Origin of the sequence: Pseudophaeobacter sp. C1-32P7, from assembly GCF_041008775.1 — a bacterium.
Taxonomy (GTDB): Bacteria; Pseudomonadota; Alphaproteobacteria; order Rhodobacterales; family Rhodobacteraceae; genus Phycobacter; species Phycobacter gallaeciensis_A.
On record NZ_JAXGFR010000003.1, the window covers coordinates 40,018 to 64,768 of the forward strand.

Here is a 24,751-nt window from a genome sequence, read left to right on the forward strand (position 1 = left end):
GCTATGAACGCGCCTGCATATTTCCGCCGCGGCGCAGCGCCGCACCTGCCAGCCCCAGCAACAGGATCAGAACCAGCCAATCCCCTGTGCGGCTGTAAAGGGTCGCGGGTAATCGCGCGGGCAGGATTACATCCACATAGCCAGCCTCCCCCAGGGGCAGCGACGGGCCAAGGCGCCCATAGGGGTCAATCACGCCGGAAATACCGGTATTGGCGGCGCGCAGCATCGGCAGCCCCTGCTCTGCGGCCCGCATCCGCGCCTGCACCAGATGCTGATAGGGCCCCGAACGAGTGCCGAACCAGGCATCATTGGTGATCTGCACCAGCATGTCCGGGCGATCAGGTGCGGCGTTCACATCCTGCGGGAAGACTGCCTCGTAACAGATCAGCGGCAGTGCATTGCCGATAGGCAGATCCATCAGCCGCGCGCCGGGTCCCGCAGCATAGCCCGCACCGGCCTGAGAGGCCAAACCATGGAATCCGAACCGCGCCATCAGATCGCCAAAAGGCACGTATTCCCCGAAGGGCACCAGATGTGCCTTGTCATAGATCTGCCCGGCCGAACCATCGGCGCTGATCAGAGCAGCCGAATTGAAATAGGCGCCGCCTTCTTCGCGCTGGATCCCCAGCAAGAGCGGCACGCCCGGCGCCTGCTCAAGGATCGCCTCCAGCGTATCCCCGGCATAGTTCAACAACTGCGGCACCGCGGTTTCCGGCCAGATGATCATATCAGGGCGCGGGCCTTGGGCGTTAAAACCCATGGCGCGGCGCACGAAATCCCACCGCAGATCCGGGTGCCATTTCTGGTGCTGCGGCGCATTGGGCTGCACCAAGCGCACATTTTGATCGGTCAGTTCGACCTCGGGCGGAGACGGCAGCAGCGCCACCAGAGCCACAAGTGCACCACCGGGCAGGACCGCCCGCGCGGGGCTTTGGCGCAGCAACGCCAGCGGCAGAAACGCGGCAAGCGTCAGAACCGCCAGCCCCTGCGGGCCAATCCAAGGCAGCAGCTGCGCTGCGGGCGTATCAATCCAGAACTGTCCGAAAGCGGCCCAGGGAAACCCCGTCAGAAGATAGGCGCGGGCAAATTCTGCAAGACTCCAGAAGGCAATCAGCAGGGCGACCCGCGCTGCCCCCCTGCTCCACCGCACGGCCCCGGCAAAGGCGGCGCCCCAGAACAGCGCCAGACCACCGGCCAGAAACACAAGGGCAAAGGGCGCCATCCAGGCGTGTCGCTGCGCATCCACCTGAAAGGGTTCAACGATCCACGACAGGCCAAAAGCGAAATAGCCAAGCCCAAAGCCCCAGCCCAACATGGCGCCAGACCAGGACGTCTGCGCCCGCAGGGCAAAGGCGCCAATCACCGCCAGCGCAATCGGCACGGTCCAGAGCATGTGATTAGGGGCCAGCGCCAGCGACATGAGCGCGCCAAAGCCAAAGGCCAGCACAAGGACCGGCAAATGGGGTGCCAGCCGCCCCAACCTGCTGCGCAGACCGGAAACCCTCGTCATTCCGCGGCGTGGGGCACCAGTACCCGCAGCCGTTTGATCCGACGGGGATCGGCATCCATGATTTCGAACTCAGGCCCGTCCGGGTGCACGATCACCTCACCGCGGGCGGGCACCCGACCCGACAGCATGAAGACCAGTCCACCCAGCGTGTCGATCTCTTCTTCGTCGACATCGTCGTGATTGGTCAGCGACTGGCCGATCTCGGCCTCAAATTCATCCAGTGGCGTGCGGGCTTGGGCGATATAGCAGCCAGATTTTTCCCGAAACCAGGTCTGATCCTCGCCGGTGTCGTGTTCGTCCTCGATCTCACCGATGACCTGCTCAATGAGGTCTTCGATGGTCACCAGACCGTCGACACCGCCATATTCGTCGATCACCAGCGCCATGTGCCGACGTTCGGCCTGCATCTTGGCCAGAAGCACCCCGATGGGCATCGACGGTGGCACAAACAGCAGCGGGCGCAGCATCTCGCGCAGATTGAACGGCTCCGCCCCGCAGTTGAACCCATGGGTCAGGGCAAAATCCTTGAGGTGAGCAAAGCCAAGCGGCGTGTCCAGCGTGCCCTCGTAAACCGGGACACGGGTAAAGCCGCTGTCGCGGAAGACCTGCACCAGATCGTCGCTTTCGATTGTCACGGGGACGGCCACGATCTCGGCCGAGGGGATAGCAACGTCTTCAACCCGCATCCGGCGCAGATTGATCATGCCATGTGGCTGAACCTCGGAGACAGCGTCTTGCTGCTCTTCCTGTTCCTCCGTCGCGGCAGAGGCCGACAAGGAGCCGAAAATACGCCCCAACAGTCCGGTCTTTTCCGCGTGCTCCGTGGCCTCGATGGCCTCACTCTTCATATGCAGCGCGCCATGCGCTGCGTTAGAACTGCCTTCTATGTCGCCCATTTATCCTATCCAATATGCCCCGTTCAGGGGCTTCCATTTACCGTATATGGGTTATCGATACCCAGTTTGCCAAGTATCTCGACCTCCAGCCCCTCCATTAGTGTGGCGTCGGGGTCGCGAATGTGATCGTAACCCAAAAGATGCAACACTCCGTGAACAAGCAGATGACAGAGGTGATCTGCCAGCGGTTTGCCCGCTTCCTCAGCCTCACGGGCGCAGGTTTCATAGGCAATGGCAATGTCACCCAGCGGGATTTCGCCCGAAAAATCAGCCTCTGGTGGCAGAGGGTCCCCGCCCGGCTCCTCGGCAGAGAGCTCCTCGGCTGGCCAGCTGAGCACATTGGTCGGGGTCGGCTTTTCACGGAATTCTGCGTTCAGATCCGCGATACGCGCATCGTCGCAGGCCAGCAGGGAAATCTCGCACTCCTCGGCCTCCAGATCAAAATGCGCAAGCGCAGCGCCGATGGACCGCTCCGCCAGCGCCTCAAGCGCAACCGCATCCCAGCGGCTGTCTTCGGTGGAAATCTCTAATGTCATCTGTCACTTTCACATATCCGCTGGGGTCCGACATCACGGACCCGGCGCAGGGCGCCGGGATCAGATTGCCGGAACATCCGCGTCATAGGCTTCGATGATCGCCGCCACCAGTGGGTGACGCACCACATCGCGGGCGCTGAAATAGTTGAAGCTGATCTTGGGAATGCTGCTCAGCAACCGCTCCGCATCCGCCAGACCCGAGGGCACGCCGCGCGGCAGGTCCACCTGGCTGCGGTCGCCGGTGATCACCATGCGCGAACCTTCGCCAAGGCGGGTCAGGAACATCTTCATCTGCATGGTCGTGGCGTTCTGCGCCTCGTCCAGCACCACAAAGGCATTCGAAAGCGTGCGCCCCCGCATAAAGGCCAGCGGCGCGATCTCGATCGTCTTCTCTTCCTTCAGCTTGGCCAGTTGCTTGCCGGGCAGGAAGTCATTCAGCGCGTCATAAAGCGGCTGCATATAGGGATCGACCTTTTCCTCCTGGGTGCCAGGCAAGAAGCCGAGCCGTTCGCCCGCCTCAACAGCAGGACGGCAGAGAATAATCTTGTCCACCTGTCCAGTGATGAACATGCTGACCCCGGCCGCGACAGCCAGATAGGTCTTGCCGGTGCCGGCCGGGCCGATGCCGAATGCCAGCTCGTGTTCATATAGGGCTTGCACATAGGCCTTCTGCGCGTCGGTGCGCGGCTCCACCAGCTTCTTGCGGGTCTTGATCTCGACCTTGCCGCCACTGAACATTTCCAACTGGCCGCCCGGATCGGTCTGATCCGACGGCCCCATGCGCAATTCGCGGTCCACATCGGCACTTTCGACGCTGCGGCCTGTTTCCAGCCGATCATAGAGCGCGGTCAGAACCGCAGCGGCCTGTTCGCGGCTTGCTTCCTCGCCCATCACCGACAGAAGATTGCCGCGGCGCAGGATCTGCACGCCCAGCTTCTGTTCGATATCGGCGATATTGCGGTCGTATTCCCCACAGAGGTCGATCAGCAGGCGATTGTCAGGAAATTCCAGCAGCACTTCATGTGCGGTGTCGGGATGGGGGTGGGACGACGACGGCGGGGCGCTGGTGACCAATCTCTATTCCTCTGGCTTGCGGTTTCCTTCAATGTGCCTCTGCCGCGCGCCCGGTGCAAGCGCAGCCCGGCAAAATTCACACGGTTGAAACAAAAATGGGCTGACACAATACGGACGGGGTCAGAACGGCAAAAGAAAACAGCCGCCCAGAGACGGGCGGCTGCGTTGTTCTTAAAATCGTTTGATGCGCTTACAGCGGGTCGCCATAGGTGGAACCGGACTTGAACGGGCCAGTCGCCACATTACGCGGCAATTCGCTGTTACAGACCGGTTTGCCATCCGGCGTACGGCGCAGGTCGGCATAGCCTTCGACACCGTCATCGATGATCCAGTGTTCGCAGCCCTGCGGATCGACCCAGATACCGGCAGTCAGCTGCGAAAGATCGCCACTTTTGCCGTCAAAAATGTTCTGGTCGCGAGTCTTGTCGGTGACATCGGTACACGCAGCAACCGAAAGCGCAAGGCACAGAGCAGCGGCCCCTTTGAGAATGGTCATGCTGTAATCCCCCTTAGCGCACACAATAGATTTCGACGCGACGGTTCTGCGCCATATTGGCCGCGCTGGTATTGGGAACGCGCGGATCACGTTCGCCGTAGGCGCGGATATCACCAACCCGCGCACCGGCAGATCGTGCGACCTGAGCCACCGCATTGGCCCGGCGTTGAGACAGGCCGATATTGTATTCATCCGAGGCGCGGCTGTCGGTGTGACCCGCAATCACGAAATACCGTGTGCTCGGTTTTGTCTTCTGAAAGAATTCCGTCAGGCGCTTGCGGCCTGCCGCGTTGATGAAATGCTTGTCCGTGGCAAAGAACTGATCCGTCGGCATCATACCGCACAGCAGACCGGGACGACACACAGGTTTGCCGTCCGGTGTGACATGCGGTGTCATGTAACCTTCGGCGCCATCGTCCATTACCCAATGTTCGCAGCCATCCGGATCAACCCAGATGGTCGGTACATAGCGTTCCCCGACAACAGTGCGTGTCTGCGTATCCTGCGCCTGAACAGACGCCCCTGCCAGACTGAATGCGACCGTGGCAGCGGCCAGCAAAGCGCCTGCTTTTCTCAACTTGAAATTCAGCACAACCAGATATCCTTCACCTAAGTCCGCCCGGGAGCATGCCACCACGAGCGTTAAGCCTCACGGTAACAGCATCAATCCATGTATAAACAATAAACTACACAACTTTTCAGCCTATTGCCCCTTGGCGGAGCCTATTTTTTCCCAAAACTATGCGGATTTCCCCAACACTCAAACAAATTTCTTAAAACTGTCCACAAAATGGATGCAATAAAGACTCACCCCGCGCCAAAGGAGCGAGGTGATCAAAGGCTGCAAAGGCCCGAGGAAATGGTCAGCCGATCAGTTCACCGGCCAGCGAATTTGCCCCCGAGGACACGATGCGCACCCGCGCCAGATCGCCGATGGCGCGGTCGCAATCGGCCACATGCACCGCGTGCAGATAGTCGGATTTGCCCACCATCTGCCCGGGCAGACGGCCCGCCTTTTCGAACAACACGCCAACTTCGCGCCCGACCATGCTGTCCTGCACCTCGCGCTGCTGGCGGGTCAGCAGGGCCTGCAGCCGCTGCAGGCGTTCATCCGCCACTGCGGCCTCTACCTGCGCGCGCTCGGCCGCCGGGGTGCCCGGACGGGTCGAGTATTTGAAGGAATAGGCAGTGCCGTATTTCACTTCCTCGATCAGGTCGAGCGTGGCCTGGAAGTCCTCTTCGGTCTCTTCCGGGAAGCCGACGATGAAATCGCCCGAGATCAGGATATCCGGCCGCGCGGCGCGAATGCGTTCGATCAGGCGGATATAGCTTTCGGCGGTATGGCTGCGGTTCATCCGTTTCAGGATCCGGTCCGATCCGGCCTGCACGGGCAAGTGCAGATAAGGCATCAGCTTTTTGCAGGTGCCATGCGCCTCGATCAGGTCGTCCATCATGTCGTTGGGGTGCGAGGTGGTAAAGCGGATGCGCTCCAGCCCGTCGATCTTGTCCAGCTCCCAGATCAGCTGCGCCAGGGTCCAGTCGGCGCCATTCGGCCCCTCGCCGTGGTAGGCGTTGACGTTCTGACCCAGCAGGGTGATTTCGCGCACGCCGCGCTCCACCAGTTCCTGTGCCTCACCGATGATGCGGGATACGGGGCGGGAGACTTCGGCACCACGGGTATAGGGCACCACACAGAAGGCGCAGAACTTGTCGCAGCCCTCCTGCACCGTCAGGAAGGCCGTCGGGCCACGCTTGGCCTTGGGGCGGTTCTTGAGCTTTTCGAATTTGTCCTCTTCGGGGAAATCGGTGTCGAGCACCTTCTCCCCCGCGCGCGCCTTGCTCTCCATTTCCGGCAGGCGGTGATAGCTTTGCGGGCCGACCACCAGATCGACCAGCGGCTGGCGGCGCATGATCTCTTCGCCCTCGGCCTGCGCAACGCAGCCCGCAACGCCGATCTTCAGATCCGGCTTCTCTGCCTTCAGACCCTTGAACCGGCCCAGCTCGGAATAGACCTTTTCGGCGGCCTTTTCCCGGATGTGGCAGGTGTTCAGCAGGATCATGTCGGCATCATCCGCCGATTTCGTCTCGACATAGCCCTGCCCGCCCAGCGCCTCGGCCATGCGTTCGCTGTCATAGACATTCATCTGACAGCCGTACGTCTTGATAAACAGCTTCTTGGGGGCGCTCATGGGTTCGTTGCCTTCCAGCCGGACATAGGGATCAGCGGCCTGCCATACTGGGAAATGACGCCGCTTGCAATGCAGGCGCACTTACCCGATTTTGGGAGCAAATGCCAGAAAGGCAGGAGCAGACCGCCGTGATGTATTCTTCCCTCGACGATTTTCTTGAGCAGCAGTCGGCGCTGCTGATCAAGGGGCCCGTCGCGCTGATCTTTTTCGAAGATGACGTGGAAATCGGCACCACCCTGCGCCACCACCTGCAAAGCGGCTTTGCCGAGGTGATCGCCCTGATCCCCGATGCCTTTGACCTGCCGGGGGATGTGAAAAACCGGGTGCACCGGGTGCCGTTTGACTGCAGCGTGCCCGAAACCGTCTTTGCCGCCATCAACAAGGTGATCAACGCCGCAAGCCCTGGATGCTGGCTCTACTACTGCTACAACGCGGAATACCTGTTCTTCCCGTTTTGCGAAACGCGGACGGTGGCCGAAATGCTGACCTTCCACACCGAGGAAAAGCGCGCGGCGATGCTGACCTATGTGATCGACCTTTACGCAGGCGATCTTGAGGCTCACCCCAACGCCGTGTCGCTGGCCAATGCCTATCTGGATAAATCGGGATACTACGCTCAGTCCCGCTATATCGGCGCCAAAAGCAGCCCCGAGGAGCGGCAGCTCGACTTTTTCGGCGGTGTGCGCTGGCGCCACGAGGAACACATCCCGCAGGCCAGCCGCAAGATCGACCGGATCTCTCTGTTCCGGGCCAGACCCGATCTGGAGCTACAGCCGAACCACACCTTCAATATCGACGAATACAACACCTATTCCTGCCCCTGGCATCACAACCTGACGGCAGCCATCTGCTCCTTCCGCACCGCCAAGGCGCTGAAACGCAACCCTGGCTCTTCGTTCGATATCCACAGCTTCCGCTGGCACAATTCCACCCCGTTCGAATGGCACTCGCGCCAGTTACTGGATCTGGGGTTGATGGAGCCGGGGCAGTGGTTCTGAGGCCGGTTTCCCCGGCGCGCCCCCTGCCCCGCCTTCATAGCGACCGCTTACCGCTGCAACAGCACCGGGAACCAATCCTCGCGCAGGCGCTGGCCCGGCTGCATGTCATGGCCCGGAAACGGCGGTGAGGTCGGGCCGGGGCGTTCGACATAACGTGCATCGTCGCCCACCAGCCGCAGCGAAAAGGCACGGCGGCGCTGATCTGCGGTATTGCCGCGGGCGCCATGCAGGGTGCGATAGTTGAAGGCCACGGCGTCGCCCGGCTCCATTTCCCACTCCATGACCCGCATGCCTTCGGCGTCGGGATCGGGCACAGCCATGTACTGGCCTTCGTCGGCAAAGAACCCCTCTTCCGAGACCCAGCGGGTCGGCAGCACTTCCTTTTCCCAGGCATGCGATCCGGCGACGCAGCGCAGCGACGCCTCCCGCACCGGATCCAGCGGCGACCAGAAGCTGATCGTCTGCTGCCCCTCGACAAAGTAATAGGGGCCATCCTGGTGCCAGGGCGTCGCCATCGAGGTGCCCGGTTCCTTGACCAGCACGTGATCGTGGAACATCTGCACCCGGTCAGAGCGCATCAGATCGGCGGCAACCTCGGCCACTGGCGAGGCCTTGATCGCTTCGTCAAATTCCGAAATCCGCGTCCAGTTGCAGTAGTCATCAAAGAAACGCCCGGTCTGGCCCTTCTTTTCGTTGTTGGACGCATAGGGTCCGGGCTCTGCCATATTGGCCTCTACCCCCCTGCGCAGCAGATCGACCTGATCCTTGAACAAGCCCTTGATCATCACCACCCCGTCGCGCTGGTAGGCTTCGACCTGCTCTTCGGTGATCAGCGGATGCACCATCTTTCGTCTCCCTCATTGGACGCCTTGATGCTGGCAAAGTTGATCTGGCCAGAACATAATTTCAAATCATATCTTTCTAATATACCCTTCCGAACATGTTATACCTCACTCTGCGCCACTATGAATATGTCACCGCCATCGCCCGCCATGGCAGCCTGTCGGGTGCGGCGTCGGCGCTGCATGTCAGCCAGCCCGCCCTGTCCGCCGCGCTGGCCCGGATCGAGGCACATCTGGGCCGGGTATTGTTCCTGCGCAGAAAAGGCGCGGCGCTGGCGCTGACGCCACAGGGGCGCGAGTTTGTCACCGCGGCCGAGGCGCTGTTGTCGGAGGCCGCGCGGCTGGAACACGCGGGCACCGGTGCTGCACCGCAGGGACGGCTGGTACTGGGATGTTTCCGTGATCTTGCGCCCTTTCTGCTGCCGCGTGCCCTGCGGATGTTGCGCCAGACCCTGCCGGGGGTGGAGCTGGACCTGTTGGAGAGCGATTTCGAGGATCTCATTGCAGCGCAGCTGTCCGGCGCCTGCGATCTGGCACTGACCTGGGATCTGGGGCTTGATTCCAGCTTTACCCGGCAGGAGCTTTACCGCGTCACGCCGCAGGCGCTGATGCCGCCGGATCATGCACTGGCCGCCCGGGCCGAGGTCAGCCTTGACGACCTCGCGAGCCAGCCGCTGATCCTGTCGCGCGAGGGCTTGTCGATTGCCCATATGATGCGGCTGTTTCGCGGCGCAGGGCTGGTGCCTGCCATCGCCCATCGCGCCGCCTCTCTGGAACTTTTGCGCAGCCTGGCCGCCAGCGGCGAAGGCATCGGGCTGGCCTACAGCCTGCCGCAATCGGATCACAGCTATGAAGGACTGCCACTGATCGCCCGCCCGCTGGCCGCGCCGCAGGCGGTGGAGCCGGTCGTGTTGACCTGCCACGCGGACCCGGCGCCGCACTCGCTCACCGCGCGGGCGATGGCTGCGCTGACGCAGGCTTTCAAAAAGGACGCTACGGAAAGAGAATCAGAAGATCAGCCGTGATCGGCCTTCTTGCGCAGCCGGACCACTACATCGACCGATGCGATTTCCATGCCTTCGGGCGCCTCGGGCAGGCGCTGGATCACCAGCTGATCTGAGGGCGCATCGCTGACGCGGCCTTCCTGCTCCCAGTAGTAATGCGGGTGGTCATGGGTGTTGGTGTCAAAATAGCTTTTCGACCCGTCCACCGTGATCTCCTGCAGCACGCCCGCCTCGCAAAAAGCGCGCAACGTGTTGTAGACGGTGGCCAGCGACACGGCCGCGCCCTTGTCCTTGGCGGCTTCGAACAGGCTTTCGGCGGTGACATGGCGATGCTTGCCATCCCCGACCAGCAGTTCAGCCAGCGCCACCCGTTGCCGGGTCGGGCGCAGACCGGCCTGTCCCAGCCAGTTGGTTGCCAGATCTTCGCTGTTTGGCGTCATGTGCAGATCCTGCCTCGCGTTGCTGACCGTATATATAGGGGCAACGGGGGGGGATTTTCAAATGGATTCCCCTGCGGCGTCTTGCACCGCGCCCCGTATAAAGCCCCCGCAGCACATGGACGGGACAGATGCAGAACCCTTGCAGGACCCGCAGGGCCGATGCTACAGGAGGCCAGATTGAAAACAGACACCTCAGCAGGAGCACCGCCAGCATGGCCGACTACCCGAGCAGCTTTGACAAAGAAGATTTGCTGAAATGCGCCCGAGGCGAGCTGTTCGGCCCGGGCAATGCCCAGCTGCCCGCGCCGCCGATGCTGATGATGGACCGCATCACCGAAGTGAGCGCCGACGGCGGCAGCCACGGCAAGGGCCACATTCTTGCGGAATTCGACATCACCCCGGACCTGTGGTTCTTCGAATGCCACTTCCCCGGCAACCCGATCATGCCCGGCTGCCTGGGTCTGGACGGGCTGTGGCAGCTCACCGGCTTTAACCTCGGCTGGCGCGGCTGGAAGGGCCGCGGCATGGCCGTGGGCGTTGGCGAGGTGAAGCTGACCGGCATGGTCCGCCCCGACCGTAAGATGCTGACCTACAAGGTGGATTTCAAAAAGGCGATGCAGACCCGCCGCCTGACCATGGGCGTTGCCGACGGCACGGTGGAGGCCGATGGCGAAGAGATCTACCAGGTCAAGGACATGCGGGTTGTTCTGAGCGAGGGCTGAGGCCCGCGACGGCTGACCTCAGTCACAATCAGGTTAGAAGATCAGGAGGCCCCGCGGGGCCTCTTTTTTGTTGGACGCCAAAAAAATGCCTCTCAGGTCATTCTGTTGTGTTTGGGACAAACGTCTAGCATGGCCTTTTGGTTTTTCAGCTGCTCAAAGGTGATGAACCCCTTGTACAAGGTTCTACGCCTGACTCTGAACACATCTCGGTAGGTGATAAACATCACATAGGTAAAACCAAAGCTGTTATTGTTCGCAGCCGAAAGTGCATCGGGATATTGCTTAAGAAGATCGAAACGCTGCTCCATATCTGGAAAATGATCGGATAGATCTGGTGCATCCTTCAACACACTTCGAAACAACCTAGCGGCCTCGTGAATTTCACCCGAAGCTTGCTCGATTTTTCTATTGTTGCTGACCACCTGCAAGAAAGTATCTGCCATCCTAAAGGGGTCAGTTTCTTCGTTCACCACAAAGCTTTCCCCCTTGGAAAGCGTTGTCTTTGAGCCACCTTCCGGCCTGAATGGTGAAGCCAACGAGGGGGAAAACGAAGGCGAATGATCTTTTGGAAACAGCGCAACGCCTAAACAACTTGCAAACACCATATCTTTCGCGGGGGTTGCGCCGGAGTTTGAGACCGTAATGCTCAGGCGCAATCTTCCATCCTCATAAATCGCTTCAGTCTTTGATACGTTCACGTATGCGCGAAGCGAGCGTTCATTGGCGTCCAGAGCGATGCGATTGCTCTCAATCGATGCCTCAACTGCTTTGCGGCTAGCGACAAGCGTGGAGACCAAGACCACAGCACCGATCACCCCGATCACAATTGATCCGAGTGCAGCCCAAACCATAGCTCTCGAAGACCGTGCGATATCCTCCTGCACTTTAAGCCCCAGAAGGTCGAGATTCTCCACTGCCAAACCGTCCACCGCTAGAGGTACTTCTTTGCAGGGCAACAACGGGCAGTATTCGGCACCAACATAATAAACAAAAAACAATACCGCGGACCCAAGTCCAGCAATCAATCCCAGCGCAAAAAAACCTTTTTGAAATTCCTTCAATTCCCCAACCGCCTTTTGAACCTTAGTGATCCACAGGATCAACGTACCCCAATCCAGCGAACAGGAGAAAGCACGTAATACACCGGCGCCTTCTGCGAACAGGGGATCCCCCCACACCCAACCCATCTTGCACCCATGCCCTGCACGGCCTAGTAAGGCAAAAGCTATTAAGGGAGTGCACCTATGCGTCGCGTCGTCGTCACCGGTCTTGGCATCGTCTCCTCGATCGGCAACAGTGCCGAAGAGGTTCTTGCATCGCTCAAGGCCGGGAAATCCGGTATCGTAGCCAGCCCCGAAATGGCCGAACACGGCTTTCGCAGCCAGGTGGCCGGCACGCTGAAAATCGATCCTGCCGAACATGTGGACAAGCGCACCCTGCGCTTCATGGGGCCGGGGGCCGCCTATGCCCATATCGCCATGAGCCAGGCGATCGCTGATTCCGGCCTTTCCGAAGATCAGATCGTCAACGACCGCACCGGTCTCATTGCAGGGTCCGGCGGACCGTCGACCTCGTCCCTGCTGGCCGCGCATCAGACCGTTCTGAAAACCGGCGCGACCAAGCGGATCGGGCCGTTTGCGGTGCCGAAATGCATGTCGTCCACGATCTCCGCGAACCTGTCGACCGCGTTCAAGATCAAGGGCATCAACTATTCCATCACCTCGGCCTGCTCCACCTCGCTGCACTGCATCGGCAGCGCCGCCGAGCAGATCATGATGGGCAAGCAGGACGTGATGTTCGCAGGCGGCGCCGAAGAACTGGACTGGACCCTGTCCTGCCTGTTCGACGCGATGGGCGCGATGTCCTCGAAATACAACGACACGCCCGAAAAGGCCTCGCGCGCCTTTGACCAGAACCGCGATGGTTTCGTGATCACCGGCGGCGGCGGCATCGTGGTGCTGGAAGATCTGGATCACGCGCTCGCCCGCGGCGCCAAGATCTACGCCGAGGTCACCGGTTTTGCCGCAACCTCGGACGGGCACGACATGGTTGCCCCCAGCGGTGAAGGCGGCGAGCGCGCCATGCGTCTGGCTCTGTCCACCCTGCCCGAGGGCCGCAAGGTCTCCTATATCAACGCCCATGGCACCTCGACCCCCGTCGGCGACCTCGGCGAAGTCGAAGCCGCCCGCCGCGTCTTTGGCGCAGGCCAAGTCCCGCCGATTTCCTCGACCAAGTCGATGACCGGCCACGCACAGGGCGCTGCTGGCGCGATGGAGGCGATCTTCTGCCTTCTGATGCTGGAAAACGATTTCATCACCCCGTCGATCAACGTCGAAACCCTGTCCGAAGGCATCGAAGAGGGCGAAATCGCCACCTCCTATGTGGAGAACGCCGGTCTGGACAGCGTGATGACCAACAGTTTTGGGTTTGGGGGCACTAACGGCTCCATGGTTCTGAGCAAGTACAAGGGATAAGCGCGTCATGTCTGGAGTTTTGACCGGCAAACGGGGCCTGATCATGGGCGTGGCCAACGAACGTTCCATCGCCTGGGGCATCGCCAAGGCGATGCACGAGGCCGGAGCCGAGCTGGCCTTCACCTATCAGGGTGAAGCCTTTGGCAAGCGGCTGGAACCGCTCGCGGCCTCTGTCGGCAGCGATTTCATGGTTGATGTGGATGTGACCGACGATGCCTCGCTCGACACCGCATTCGAACAGCTCGCAGCGCGCTGGCCGACGATCGATTTTGTGGTGCACGCGATTGCCTATTCGGACAAGACAGAGCTGACCGGCCGGTTCATCAACACCAGCCGCGCGAACTTCAAGAACTCCATGGATATCTCCGCCTATTCCTTCATCGAGGTGGCGCGCCGCGCCTATCCGATGATGGAGGAGAACGGTGGCACCTTGCTGACGCTGACCTATGGCGGCTCCAACCGGGTGACCCCGAACTACAACGTGATGGGCGTTGCCAAGGCCGCACTGGAAAGCGCCACCCGCTATCTGGCCAATGACCTTGGCCCCGATGGCATCCGCGTCAACGCGATCTCGCCCGGCCCGATGAAGACCCTCGCCGGCGCCGCTATTGGCGGGGCGCGCAAGACCTACAAGCACACCGAACAGAACGCGCCCTTGCGGTCAAACGCAACGCTTGAAGCTGTGGGCGGCAGCGCCGTCTATCTGGCCTCGGATGCGGGCGCCTATACAACGGGTGAGGTCATCCGTGTCGATGGCGGGTTTCATATCCTTGGTATGCCGCAGCAGGAAAACCTCTAAGCTTTCCGCAAGCTGCATCCTTCAAAATGGAAAAACGGGCGCCCTCACCGGGCGCCCGTTTTTCTTTTATGGCAGGCGCGATCCCAAACGGCTCACCCTCCGTCAGCCTCGTCCGGCCCATCCTTCTCTTGAACCTTACGGCGGGAGCGCACCAATCCTGCCTCGAACCCCTCGCCATCTCCGAACTCAGAGAACTCGGCATAGCGCGCATGCGCGCCCGCCACCCGCGCCGCATGTTTGATCGGGCACCAATAGGCTTCGGTGCGGCTGGCAACTTCACGCACCCAGGCGATCACCCCGTTGCAATACCCGCAGTAGATGCAATTCAGTTTCTGCACCCCGTTGAGATAGGCCAGATGGTGCCGGTCCATCCGGATAAAATCGCGCCTCGGCACCTTTGGGATACCGTAAACCGGGAAACAGGCGGCCTGATAGACAAGCACGAAGAGGTCCAGCAGCACGAAGGGCACGATCAGCGCATAGATAAAAGGCGCGGTGATCAGGACCATCGGCCGTGTGTAGGCCAGGAAGCGCAGCCAGCGCACCCGCAGCGCCCGGTGACGGCGGCGGGCCTCTTCCTCCCAGACGATACGGCCGTTCTCCAGCTTGTACTGGAACGCCGCGCGCTTGTCGGCGATTTCATCTTCCAGCTCGTCCTGCAGCTCCCGCATCCGGGCCAGCAGATCCTCCATTCGCGTGCTCATCTCATACCCTCCATCTGCTCGTTACACCGGCGCGCGGATCGCGCTCTGTTTCGCCCGCTGGTCTAGGCCATGGCCGCGCGCCATTCGGCAATCAGCGCAGCCATGATCTCTGCTGCCGGACCGCTGCGGGCATGCGGCGCGCCCTGGCCCGCCCATTGCGCACCAAACCCGGAAGCCCCGGCCGATTTGGCCGCCGCATTCAGCGCCTTTCCCGCATCATAGGCGATCGGGTAGTCTGGAACAGCCGCGCCTGCGTGCTCTGCCGCCCATGCGGTGAAATCGTTGGCGAGGCAACGGGCCGGGCGGCCTGAAATCGCTGCTGTCATCTGCGTGGCCTCTGCCGCTTTCGAATGCAGCCGGGCGCGGTACGCACCATCTGCCAGGCTTTCGCTACAATCGATGAAGGCGGTGCCCAGCTGCGCCGCCGAGGCGCCCAGCCCCAGCGCCCCTGCAATATCGCCCCCCGTCATCAACCCGCCTGCGGTCACTACGGGCAGATCAAGCTCCGCCACCAGCAGCCGCATCAGATCAAGGGAACTCAACCTTTCATCCGGGGCCGCGGGGTCGAAGATGCCGCGATGGCCGCCCGCCTCCCAGCCCTGCGCCACCACCGCCTGCACCCCGGCGTCACGGATCGCACGCGCCTCCGCCAACGATGTGGCGCTCGCCATCAAAAAGATACCCGCCTCCTTCAGCGCCAGCATCACATCCGGCGCAGGCAGGCCGAAATGAAAGCTGATCACCGCCGGGCGCTCTGCCAGCAGCATCTTCTGCATATCCCGATCCACCACAAAGCTGGTGTAGATTTCGCTCAAGGCCGCGGGCGGCGCCGCATCGAACCGAGCAAAGACAGGTGCGAGCAGATCCAGCCAGGCTGCCTCCCGCGCCGGGTCGGGCACTGCGGGCTTGTGGCAGAAAACATTGACGTTAAAGGGCCGCGCGGTCAGCGCCCGCGTCTGCTGGATCATCTCCTGCGCCTGCGCCACGCCCGATGCCCCGATGCCCAGCGCGCCAAGCCCGCCTGCATTGCTGACCGCCGCCGCCATGGCAGGAGAGCTGACCCCCGCCATCGGCGCCTGAAAGATCGGCACCTCAAGGTCCAGTGCCCGGATAAGCTCCGTTGCAGCCATGCCATATGTCTCCCTGTTTTGCCCCTCGGCCAGCAAAGCCGCAGTTTCATGCCCATGCAAGTAGAGAAAGCGAAACGCCCATCCCCTTTGGCCGGAGCCAGGTCAAGGGCGGCGCAGCCGCCGCACCCTAGGTGCGGCCTGCCCTTGAGGCGGCTCTGGCCGCACACAAACTGGCTCTGGCGCCAAAGGAGGGGCAAAGCCCTTCCTTTGGCGCCTCTCAGCCGTCCTTCGCGCCGCGCAGCGGCGCCACTCCGACGGAACGGACCCAACGGAAAAGGCCGGATCTGGGATCCGGCCTTTTCGGGCGGGAGAACCCCGCCTTGCAGAATAATTCGCAGATCAGTTGATCGACACCAGCTCGATATCGAAAATCAGATCCTTGCCCGCCAGCGGATGGTTGGCATCCAGCGTCACCGTCGCTTCGTCCGCTTCGACCACGGTTACCGGCAGAACCTGGCCTTCCGGGGTCTGCATCTGCAGCTGCGTGCCCGGCTCCAGCGGAATGTCATCCGGAATACCTTCGCGCGGGATCGCCTGACGTGCGTCAGGGTTGGACGGACCGTATGCGTCATCACAGGCGATCTCGAGCGTCTTCTTGTCGCCCGCGACCATGCCCGGCAGACCGGCATCCATGCCGCCGATCACGTGACCGGCGCCAACGGTGAACTCCAGCGGATCACGCCCTTCGGAGCTGTCAAAGACGGTTCCATCCGTCAGTCGGCCCGTGTAGTGGATGCGCACGGTGTCGCCATTCTTTACCTCGGTCATGTGACCTCCAGTTCGTGTTCAGAATCTAAAGGGCCGGACCCTACAGGACCTGTTTGTGATGTAAACCCACGGCCCGGACCGCAGCAGAGACAATATTTGACCGCCATCCGGGCACCCTCGCGCAATTGTGACAGGTACAACTTCCCGCTTTGTTCCAAGCTGCCTCCTATGACAAAGTCGCGGCAACGGAGGATCTCATGCCCATCACCACCTGTGTATTCGACGCCTATGGCACCCTGTTCGATGTTGCCGCCGCCGCCCGGCAGGCCGCGGCCGAGCCGGACTTCCCGCAGCTTCAGGGCACATGGGCAACCCTCGCCGCCAACTGGCGCCAGAAGCAGATCCAATATACCTGGCTGCGTGCGGTGACAGGCGCCCATACCGATTTCTGGGAGGTCACCCAGAACGGGCTGGACTGGTCGCTGGAGGCCGCCGGTCTGGCCGGAGATGACGCCCTGCGCGAGCGTCTGCTGGCGCTCTACTGGGAACTTCAAGCCTACCCCGAGGTGCCCGCCATGCTCACCTCGCTGAAAGAGGCCGGTTTCAACACGGCCATCCTGTCCAACGGCTCGCCCGGGATGCTTGAAGGATGCGTGCAATCCGCCGGAGTGGGCACGGTTCTGGACGATCTCCTGTCGGTCGAAAGCGTCGGCGTCTTCAAGCCGCATTCCAGCGTCTACGATCTGGTCGGCAAACGCTTTGACTGCGCATCGTCCGAGGTGCTCTTCGTCTCTTCCAACGGCTGGGACGCGGCGGCGGCCAGCGGTTACGGCTTCGAAACCGTCTGGGTCAACCGCGCCGGAGAGCCGATGGACCGCCTGCCCTGGACGCCGCAGCACGTGCTGAATGATCTCACCACGATCCCGGACATCGCCAAGGGCTGATCCCCTCAATCCCAAAGGAGCACATCGCACCGATGCCAAATTTCACCACTTCGGATGGGCTGTCGCTCCACTACACCGACAGCGCGCAGGGTCAGGCCCTGCCGCTGATCTGCCTGCCGGGCCTTACCCGCGATGGGCAGGACTTTCGGTATTTTGCACCGCATGGCGCACGCTACCGGATGATCACGCTGGATGCGCGCGGGCGCGGGCAGTCAGACCTCGATCCTGAGATTGCCAATTACAACGTCATGCGCGAGGCGCAGGATGTGACCGAACTGATGGATCACCTGGGCCTGGAACAGGCGGCGATCCTCGGCACCTCGCGTGGGGGAATGGTGGCCATGGTGCTGGCCGCCACCGCAAAGGACCGCCTTAGCGCCGTGGTGCTGAACGATGTGGGACCGGAAATCCCTCAAGATGGCATTGCCCGCATCATGGAATACGTCGGTCGCCGCCCCGCTGCAAAAACCTATGATAAGGCTGCGCAAACTCTGGCGGCTTTGATGGCACCCGCCTTCCCCGACGTGCCGCCCGCCCGCTGGCGTGAAGAGGTGGAGGTCTTCTACGACGAAACGCCCGAGGGCCTTGCCCTGCGCTACGATCCACGCCTGCGCGATGCGCTGCTGGAGCAGGCCAAGGCTGGCCCGCCCCCCGATCTTTGGCCGCTGTTCATGGCGCTTGAAGGGCTGCCCTGCGGCGTGATCCGGGGCGCCAATTCCGATGTGCTGAGCCATGAGACCTATCTTGAAATGCAGCGCCGCCTGCCTGCCCTGCAGGCGGTAGAGCTGGACAATCGCGGCCATGTCCCGTTTCTGGACGAACCGGCTGCCCTCACCCTTATTCATTCCGTATTGGACCAGATTTGATGACTTCCATTTCCATGATCGAAGCCGCTGCCCAGCGGCTTGATGGCCACGCCCGCAAGACACCGCTGCTATCCTCGCCCTTCCTCGACGAGGTTGCGGGCCGTCGCCTGCTGGTCAAACCCGAATGCCTGCAACACACTGGATCGTTCAAATTCCGGGGCGGCTGGGCAGCGCTCTCGGCAATGGACGAGGACACCCGCAAACGTGGCGTGCTGGCCTATTCCAGTGGCAATCATGCGCAGGGTGTCGCAGCCGCCGCGCAGGCCCATGGCGTCCCTGCCGTGATCATCATGCCCTCTGACGCGCCGCAGCTGAAGATCGACAACACCCGCGCCCTTGGCGCCGAGGTGGTGCTTTATGACCGTGGAGGCGAAAGCCGCGAAGAGATCGGCGCCCATTACGAGGAAACCCGCGGCCTGACGCTGGTGAAACCCTATGACGATCCGCAGGTGATCGCGGGCCAGGGCACCGTTGGTCTGGAGATCGCAGAGCAGGCCGCTGCCGAAGGGGTTACCTCGGGCGATGTGCTGGTCTGCTGCGGTGGCGGCGGTCTGACCGGCGGCGTGGCGCTGGCGCTTGAGGCGCGTGCGCCCGGTCTGCGGGTGCGCCCCGCCGAGCCGGAAGGCTTTGACGATGTGGCCCGGTCGCTCTCAAGCGGGCAGGTCGAAAGCAATCCCGCCACCTCCGGCTCCATCTGCGATGCCATCCTGACGCCTGCGCCGGGGGAAATCACCTTTCCCATCCTGTCGCGCCTTTGCGGCCCCGGCATTGTCATCACCGAGGACGAAGCCCTGCACGCCATGGCGCTGGCATTCTTGCGGCTGAAGATCGTTGTCGAGCCGGGCGGCGCTGCTGCCCTCGCCGCGGCACTGTTCCACGAGGATGAGATCCAAGGCGATGCGGTGATCGCCGTGGCCACCGGCGGCAATGTGGATCCCGCGATGTTCATGCGCGCACTGGAGCAGCACGCCTAAGGCGGCACCCGTCCCTCCCCGACCTTTGCTTTACCTTCCCGTGCCTTCGCGGATATGGTGCGCCGCAAACGTGACGGGGAGAGATATCATGCAAATAGCGGATCTGGGCGATGTCCAGCTGCACTACCGTGTCGACGGCGATCCGGACGGCGCGCCCATCGTTTTTGCCAACTCTCTGGGCACCGACCTCAGAGTCTGGGACGCGGTGGTCGAACGCCTGCCTGCGGGTCTGAAGGTGATCCGCTATGACAAGCGCGGGCATGGTCTGTCCACGGTTCCGCCCGCCCCCTATTCCATGGGCGCGCTGGTACGCGATGCCGAGCGGCTCTTGGATCATCTCGATGTCCGCGACTGCGTCTTTGTCGGCCTCTCCATTGGCGGCATGATCGCACAGGGGCTGGCCGTGAAACGCCTCGATCAGGTGCGCGCGCTGGTGCTGTCGAACACCGCCGCCAAGATCGGCACCGCCGAGATGTGGCAGGAACGGATCAAGGCGGTCGAGGAACAGGGCATCGAGGCGCTGGCGGACAACGTCATGGAACGCTGGTTCGGCAAGGATTTCCGCGCCACACCCGAACTCACCCTCTGGCGCAACATGCTGGTGCAGCAATCGCGCGCCGGTTACGCAGGTTGCTGCGCCGCCATCGCGGGCACCGATTTCTACACCCCCACCAGCGGATTGCGCCTGCCCTGCCTTGGCTTTGCCGGGGCCGAGGATGGCTCTACCCCGCCCGATCTGGTGCGCGAAACCGTCGATCTGATCCCCGGATCGCAGTTCCACCTGATCCGTCGCGCGGGCCACATCCCTTGCGTCGAAAAGCCCGATGAATACACCGAACGGCTGACCACCTTCCTCAAGGAGATCGGACACATTGGCTGACTTTCTGCTGATCCACGGATCCTGCCACGGCGCCTGGTGCTGGCGCGACCTGATCCCGGCGCTGGAGGCGCGCGGCCATACCGCCCGCGCCATCGACCTTCCCGGCCACAACGACAGGCGCGACCTGACCAGTGTCACGCTGGAGGAAACCGCTGAGGCGATCCTGATGGCCGCCGGGCCGGACACCATCGTGCTGGGCCATTCCTGGGCGGGTTTTCCGATCTCGGCCGCCGCAGAAAAGGACCCCAGCCGCCTGCGCGGGCTGATCTATCTCTGCGCCTATGTGCCAGTCTCGGGCCTTTCCATGATCGACATGCGCAAGCGCGGCCCGCGCCAGACGCTGGCCCATGCGGCGATCAAAGACGAAGCTAGCAACAGCTACACAGTAGACCCGGCCGAGGTGCCGCGCCTGTTCTACCACGACTGCCCGCAAGAGGCGGTGGATTATGCGCTGGAGCGTCTCTGCCCGCAAGCGATCCGCCCGCAGGACACGCCGCTGACCCTGGGCGCCAACTGGGACGGTACGCCCAAGGCCTATATCCGCTGTGCAAATGACCAGACCATTCCGCCGGAATATCAGGCCGATATGGTCAAGGACTGGCCCAAGGGCCGCGTGCATGTGATGCAGACCTCTCATTCCCCCTTCTTCGCCGCGCCGGATGCGCTGGCGGATCTGCTCACCCAGATCGAAAAGGATCTCTGACATGGCCGGATCGGTCTTTGACAGCCAGCTTTATGGCGATCTTTTCCCGGCGGGCGATGCTGCGCGCCTGTTCAGCGACAGCGCCGAAATCCGCGCCATGCTGCTGGTCGAGGGTGCGCTGGCCAAGGCGCAGGGCGCGGCGGGCGTGATCCCTGCCGACAGCGCCGCCGCCATCCAGCGGGCGGTGATGGAAGTCGCTTTGGATCCCGGTGCGCTGCGCAAGGCCACCGGACAGAACGGCGTGCCGGTGCCCGCGCTGGTCGCCGCCCTGCGCAGCGAGATGAACGCGCCGGAGCATGCGCAATACGTGCATTGGGGCGCCACCTCGCAGGATATCATGGACACCGGCCTGATGCTGCGGCTGCGGCAAGTTCTGGCAGCGGTTGAAACCGATCTGAAAGCGGCGCTGACGGCGCTGGCCCGGCTGGCCAAGGACCATGCCGAACTGCCAATGCCCGCCCGCACCTATGGCCAGCACGCCACCCCGACCAGTTTCGGCGCCGTGGTCTCCGCCTGGGGCGCGCCACTGATCGCGCTTCTTGAAGAGCTGCCCACCTTGCGCCAGTCTTGCCTGCTGGTCTCACTCTCTGGTGCTGCCGGAACCGCCGGGGCGCTGGGGCCCGAGGCGCCGCAGATCCGCACTGACCTGGCCGAAGGCCTGTCTCTGGGCGATCCCGGACGCAGCTGGCACAGCGACCGAACCCCGGTGCTGCGCCTCACTGACTGGCTGGTGCGGGTCAATCTGGCGCTTGGCAAGATGGGTGAGGATTGCATCGCGTTGGTGCAGACCGGCATTCAGGAAATCCGCCTTGGCGGAGCAGGCGCCTCATCGACCATGCCGCAGAAACAGAACCCGGTTGCGCCCTCGGCGCTGGTGGCGCTGGCGCGGCAGGGATCGGGGCTTCTCTCGGTCCTGCACGGCGCCGCCATGCAGCAGCATCAGCGCGACGGTGCCGCCTGGTTCACCGAATGGATGTGCCTGCCACAGATCGTGCTAGGCGCCGCCAGCGCCGCCGCCATGGCCAAAGATCTGAGCGCCGGGATCACCCCCAACGCCGATGCCATGGGGGCGGCGCTCGCCAGCGGCCTGGACATGATCCACGCCGAGGCGCTGAGCTTCAACCTCGCCGCCAGTATGCCCCGACCGGAGGCGCAGGCCGCCGTGAAAAAGCTCTGCCTGGAGGCCAACGAGACCGCAACGCCACTCAGCACCCTTGCAGCGCGCACCTTTGCCGATCTGGATACTGAGGCGCTGTTTGATCCAGCCCGGCAACTGGGACATGCCCCGGCGGAAGCCTTGCGTTTTGCCGAAAAAGCCGCCGAAATCTGCGGCCAGGGTTAAGCAAAAAAGAGACATAACGATGGGACGCGGGAAAGACGGTTTGGCAGAGGCTGTGCCCGCGTTCATGAAACGCAGGCACAACAGACGCGGGGCGGTGCCCTTCTGATGCGCCTGCCGCTGGTTTTTGTTCTGCTTACCGTGATGATCGACGCCATGGGCATCGGTCTGATCATGCCGATCATGCCCAGCCTGATTGTCGAGGTGCAGGGCGGATCACTGGCGGATGCGGCCATCTGGGGCGGCGTTCTCAGCACCGTCTTTGCCGTGATGCAATTCCTGTTCAGCCCGGTGCTGGGCTCCTTGTCAGATGCCATTGGCCGCCGTCCGGTACTGCTGGTGTCGCTATTCGTGATGGCGCTGGATTATCTGGTGATGGCATTGGCCGGGTCGCTGTGGCTGCTGCTGGCCGGACGTCTTATCGGCGGTATCACCGCCGCCACCCACTCCACCGCAGGCGCCTATATCGCCGATATCTCGAAACCGCATGAAAAGGCTGCGAATTTTGGCCTCTTGGGCGCGGGCTTTGGCGCTGGTTTCGTGCTGGGTCCGCTGATTGGTGGTCTGCTTGGCGAGATGGGCACCCGGGCACCCTTTTATGCCGCCGCCGCCCTGTCAGCGCTGAACTTTGCCCTTGGCTGGTTCGTGATGCGGGAAACGGTCACCGACAAGACCCGCCGCGCCTTTGACTGGCGCCGCGCCAACCCCTTTGGCGCCTTTCGCGCCATGGCCCGCGTTCCTGGTATTGCCAACCTTCTGTGGGTCTATTTCCTCTATTCCGTGGCGATCTACGTTTACCCGTCGATCTGGTCCTATTTCACCGCCGAACGGTTTGGCTGGGACACCAAGGTTATCGGCGTGTCACTGGCCATCTACGGCGTCTCGATGGCGCTGGTGCAGGGCTGGCTTTTGCGCCACTGCGTGCGCTGGTTCGGCGAGCGACGCACCGTGCTTTGGGGGCAGATCTTCGACTTTGTCGCCTTTGGCATTCTCGCCTTCATCACCAGCGGGTCGCTGGCGCTTGCGCTGATCCCGGTCTCGGCCCTTGGCGCGGTGGTGCAGCCCGCATTGCAGGGGATCATGTCACGCGCGGTGGACGACAACCAACAGGGGGGGCTACAGGGGGTGATGACCGCCGTACACGCCCTGTCGATGATCATCTCTCCGATGATGATGACGCTAACCTTTGCCCATTTCACCCGCGCCGAGACCGCCATCTACCTGCCGGGGGCGCCGTTCCTGCTAGCGCTGGTGCTGATGTTGGGTGGGTGTCTGCTGTTCTTGCGCGCCAGCCGTTCCCCCACGTAAACGCGCAATCTCCCCTGCAACTCTCCTCTTGCGACAATCAACCGTCCGGGTCACCGTGCGGAAAATGCACGGTCTAAAAAACACGGGCCAACGGGGAGAACGCACCATGCAAACCATCAAAGCCGCCGTCTGCCACGCCTTCGGCAGTCCGCTTGTCATCGAGGAGATTCAGCTGGCCTCCCCGCGCATGGGCGAGGTCGAGGTGACGCTGGATGCGGTGGCCATCTGCCACAGTGATATTTCCTATGCCGAAGGCGCCTGGGGCGGTCACCTGCCTGCCGTCTATGGCCACGAGGCGGCCGGAACGATCACCGCGGTTGGCGGCGGCGTCAACGGATTTGAAGAGGGAGACAGCGTTGTCGTCACCCTGATTCGCGCCTGCGGCACCTGCCCCAGCTGCGCAGGAGGCAAGCCGACGATCTGCGAAACGCCCTATGACGGGGTCAAAAACGGCCCCCTCACCACCGCCGAAGGCGGCCCGCTGGAACAAGCCATGGCTTGCGGTGCCTTCGCCGAAAAGGTGGTGGTCGATCAGCGCCAGATCGTGAAGATCCCCGACACCATGGCCAAGGATGTCGCCTCGCTGATTTCCTGCGGGGTGATCACCGGCGTTGGTGCCGCGGTCAATGCCGCCGGTCTGCGCCCTGGGCAGGACGTGGTGGTAATCGGCGCTGGCGGCGTTGGCCTCAACGCCATTCAGGGCGCCCGTATCGCAGGCGCCCGCCGCATTGTCGCCGTCGACATGAGCGAGGAAAAGCTGGAGGTTGCCAAGGAATTCGGCGCCACCCACGGGGTGCTCGGCAACCAGGCCTCACCCTGGCGCGCCGCTTACAAAGCGCTTGGCGGCAAGGGGGCCGATGCGGTGCTGGTCACTGTAGGCGCCATCCCCGCCTATGATCAGGCCGTGCGCTATCTGGGAAGGGGCGGCAAGGCGGTGATGATCGGCATGCCGCATTCCGGCCAAAAGGCGGAATACGAGCCCGTCGTAATGGCCGCCATCGGTCAAGGCATGGTCGGCTCCAAGATGGGCGATGTGGTGATCCAGCGCGATATCCCCTGGATGATCGACCTTTACGATCAGGGGCGGCTCAAACTGGACGAGCTGATCTCCGGCCGCTGGCGCCTTGACCAGATCAACGAGGCCATCGCCGATACCAAGACCGGCTCAGCCCGGCGCAACGTCATCCTCTTCAACCGCTAACGGCTGCCGCAGCC

At 62.5% G+C, this 24,751-nt stretch carries 26 protein-coding genes; 13 read left to right on the top strand and 13 right to left on the bottom strand.

The genetic code is table 11. The features are described from left to right. Window position 1 precedes the first annotated feature (1 nt). From lnt to miaB, 7 genes are all read right to left on the bottom strand, one after another. A complete protein-coding gene (lnt, locus tag SM763_RS05160; protein ID WP_490363263.1) occupies window positions 2-1,510 on the bottom strand; it encodes an apolipoprotein N-acyltransferase in 1,509 nt (502 codons plus the stop codon). After that, window positions 1,507-2,406 carry a hemolysin family protein gene (locus SM763_RS05165; RefSeq protein WP_274830557.1) on the bottom strand — a complete coding sequence of 300 codons (900 nt, stop codon included), beginning with the start codon at window positions 2,404-2,406 and terminating at the stop codon, window positions 1,507-1,509. The genes lnt and SM763_RS05165 overlap by 4 nt, the downstream gene beginning before the upstream one ends. A gap of 23 nt (window positions 2,407-2,429) precedes the next feature. Then, entirely contained in the window at window positions 2,430-2,942 is a 513-nt protein-coding gene (gene ybeY / locus SM763_RS05170; RefSeq protein WP_368997865.1) for an rRNA maturation RNase YbeY, read from the bottom strand. A gap of 60 nt (window positions 2,943-3,002) precedes the next feature. Continuing rightward, complete coding sequence (locus SM763_RS05175; RefSeq protein WP_368997866.1) at window positions 3,003-4,016, bottom strand: PhoH family protein; 1,014 nt, start codon at window positions 4,014-4,016, stop codon at window positions 3,003-3,005. Between the two features lie 190 nt (window positions 4,017-4,206). After that, entirely contained in the window at window positions 4,207-4,512 is a 306-nt protein-coding gene (locus SM763_RS05180) for a hypothetical protein (protein WP_065272323.1), read from the bottom strand. A gap of 13 nt (window positions 4,513-4,525) precedes the next feature. Next, window positions 4,526-5,110, bottom strand: coding sequence for an OmpA family protein (locus SM763_RS05185; RefSeq protein WP_370571264.1), 585 nt, complete (start codon window positions 5,108-5,110; stop codon window positions 4,526-4,528). A gap of 265 nt (window positions 5,111-5,375) precedes the next feature. Then, entirely contained in the window at window positions 5,376-6,701 is a 1,326-nt protein-coding gene (gene miaB / locus SM763_RS05190; protein ID WP_065273685.1) for a tRNA (N6-isopentenyl adenosine(37)-C2)-methylthiotransferase MiaB, read from the bottom strand. Between the two features lie 131 nt (window positions 6,702-6,832). Between miaB and SM763_RS05195 the strand changes: the two genes are divergently transcribed. After that, window positions 6,833-7,699, top strand: coding sequence for a glycosyltransferase family protein (locus SM763_RS05195; protein ID WP_490363266.1), 867 nt, complete (start codon window positions 6,833-6,835; stop codon window positions 7,697-7,699). Window positions 7,700-7,746: 47 nt separating this feature from the next. Here SM763_RS05195 and SM763_RS05200 read toward each other — a convergent pair whose 3' ends face one another. Then, window positions 7,747-8,544: a phytanoyl-CoA dioxygenase family protein gene (locus SM763_RS05200; protein WP_368997868.1), complete on the bottom strand. Its 798-nt coding sequence runs from the start codon at window positions 8,542-8,544 to the stop codon at window positions 7,747-7,749. Window positions 8,545-8,639: 95 nt separating this feature from the next. Between SM763_RS05200 and SM763_RS05205 the strand changes: the two genes are divergently transcribed. After that, a complete protein-coding gene (locus SM763_RS05205; RefSeq protein WP_368997869.1) occupies window positions 8,640-9,566 on the top strand; it encodes a LysR family transcriptional regulator in 927 nt (308 codons plus the stop codon). On the opposite strand, the gene irrA is transcribed toward SM763_RS05205, so the two are convergent. Next, window positions 9,557-9,985: an iron response transcriptional regulator IrrA gene (irrA, locus tag SM763_RS05210; protein ID WP_274830553.1), complete on the bottom strand. Its 429-nt coding sequence runs from the start codon at window positions 9,983-9,985 to the stop codon at window positions 9,557-9,559. The genes SM763_RS05205 and irrA overlap by 10 nt on opposite strands. A 212-nt stretch (window positions 9,986-10,197) precedes the next feature. On the opposite strand from irrA, the gene fabA reads away from it, so the two are divergent. Then, window positions 10,198-10,707 (top strand): bifunctional 3-hydroxydecanoyl-ACP dehydratase/trans-2-decenoyl-ACP isomerase, encoded by a 510-nt coding sequence (gene fabA / locus SM763_RS05215; protein WP_065272318.1) that lies wholly within the window; start codon window positions 10,198-10,200, stop codon window positions 10,705-10,707. Window positions 10,708-10,799: 92 nt separating this feature from the next. Here fabA and SM763_RS05220 read toward each other — a convergent pair whose 3' ends face one another. Next, window positions 10,800-11,894, bottom strand: coding sequence for a hypothetical protein (locus SM763_RS05220; protein ID WP_368997870.1), 1,095 nt, complete (start codon window positions 11,892-11,894; stop codon window positions 10,800-10,802). Window positions 11,895-11,951: 57 nt separating this feature from the next. Here SM763_RS05220 and fabB point away from each other — a divergent pair, with 57 nt between their 5' ends. Further along, window positions 11,952-13,181 carry a beta-ketoacyl-ACP synthase I gene (gene fabB, locus SM763_RS05225; protein WP_368997871.1) on the top strand — a complete coding sequence of 410 codons (1,230 nt, stop codon included), beginning with the start codon at window positions 11,952-11,954 and terminating at the stop codon, window positions 13,179-13,181. 7 nt (window positions 13,182-13,188) lie between these two features. Beyond that, entirely contained in the window at window positions 13,189-13,980 is a 792-nt protein-coding gene (locus tag SM763_RS05230; protein WP_368997872.1) for an enoyl-ACP reductase FabI, read from the top strand. Between the two features lie 92 nt (window positions 13,981-14,072). On the opposite strand, the gene SM763_RS05235 is transcribed toward SM763_RS05230, so the two are convergent. The 3 genes from SM763_RS05235 to SM763_RS05245 form a co-directional block, all read right to left on the bottom strand. Beyond that, window positions 14,073-14,684, bottom strand: a complete 612-nt coding sequence (locus SM763_RS05235; RefSeq protein ID WP_368997873.1) for a hypothetical protein — start codon at window positions 14,682-14,684, stop codon at window positions 14,073-14,075. Window positions 14,685-14,746: 62 nt separating this feature from the next. Continuing rightward, window positions 14,747-15,814, bottom strand: a complete 1,068-nt coding sequence (locus SM763_RS05240; RefSeq protein ID WP_368997874.1) for an NAD(P)H-dependent flavin oxidoreductase — start codon at window positions 15,812-15,814, stop codon at window positions 14,747-14,749. Between the two features lie 339 nt (window positions 15,815-16,153). Next, entirely contained in the window at window positions 16,154-16,582 is a 429-nt protein-coding gene (locus SM763_RS05245) for an FKBP-type peptidyl-prolyl cis-trans isomerase (RefSeq protein ID WP_065272312.1), read from the bottom strand. Window positions 16,583-16,779: 197 nt separating this feature from the next. Here SM763_RS05245 and SM763_RS05250 point away from each other — a divergent pair, with 197 nt between their 5' ends. The 8 genes from SM763_RS05250 (at window position 16,780) to SM763_RS05285 (ending at window position 24,737) form a co-directional block, all read left to right on the top strand. Beyond that, the gene (locus SM763_RS05250; RefSeq protein WP_368997875.1) at window positions 16,780-17,466 is read left to right on the top strand and encodes a haloacid dehalogenase type II; all 687 of its coding nucleotides are present in this window, start codon (window positions 16,780-16,782) and stop codon (window positions 17,464-17,466) included. Window positions 17,467-17,498: 32 nt separating this feature from the next. Continuing rightward, window positions 17,499-18,332, top strand: a complete 834-nt coding sequence (locus SM763_RS05255) for an alpha/beta fold hydrolase (RefSeq protein ID WP_368997876.1) — start codon at window positions 17,499-17,501, stop codon at window positions 18,330-18,332. Next, window positions 18,332-19,306, top strand: a complete 975-nt coding sequence (locus tag SM763_RS05260; RefSeq protein ID WP_368997877.1) for a threonine ammonia-lyase — start codon at window positions 18,332-18,334, stop codon at window positions 19,304-19,306. The genes SM763_RS05255 and SM763_RS05260 overlap by 1 nt, the downstream gene beginning before the upstream one ends. An 88-nt stretch (window positions 19,307-19,394) precedes the next feature. Beyond that, window positions 19,395-20,186, top strand: a complete 792-nt coding sequence (gene pcaD / locus SM763_RS05265; protein ID WP_368997878.1) for a 3-oxoadipate enol-lactonase — start codon at window positions 19,395-19,397, stop codon at window positions 20,184-20,186. Further along, complete coding sequence (locus tag SM763_RS05270) at window positions 20,179-20,889, top strand: alpha/beta fold hydrolase (RefSeq protein WP_368997879.1); 711 nt, start codon at window positions 20,179-20,181, stop codon at window positions 20,887-20,889. The genes pcaD and SM763_RS05270 overlap by 8 nt, the downstream gene beginning before the upstream one ends. A 1-nt stretch (window position 20,890) precedes the next feature. Further along, window positions 20,891-22,231: a lyase family protein gene (locus SM763_RS05275; protein ID WP_368997880.1), complete on the top strand. Its 1,341-nt coding sequence runs from the start codon at window positions 20,891-20,893 to the stop codon at window positions 22,229-22,231. A 105-nt stretch (window positions 22,232-22,336) separates the two neighbouring features. After that, the gene (locus tag SM763_RS05280; protein WP_368997881.1) at window positions 22,337-23,536 is read left to right on the top strand and encodes a TCR/Tet family MFS transporter; all 1,200 of its coding nucleotides are present in this window, start codon (window positions 22,337-22,339) and stop codon (window positions 23,534-23,536) included. Window positions 23,537-23,642: 106 nt separating this feature from the next. After that, window positions 23,643-24,737, top strand: a complete 1,095-nt coding sequence (locus tag SM763_RS05285; protein ID WP_368997882.1) for a Zn-dependent alcohol dehydrogenase — start codon at window positions 23,643-23,645, stop codon at window positions 24,735-24,737. The last annotated feature ends 14 nt before the right edge of the window (window positions 24,738-24,751 follow it).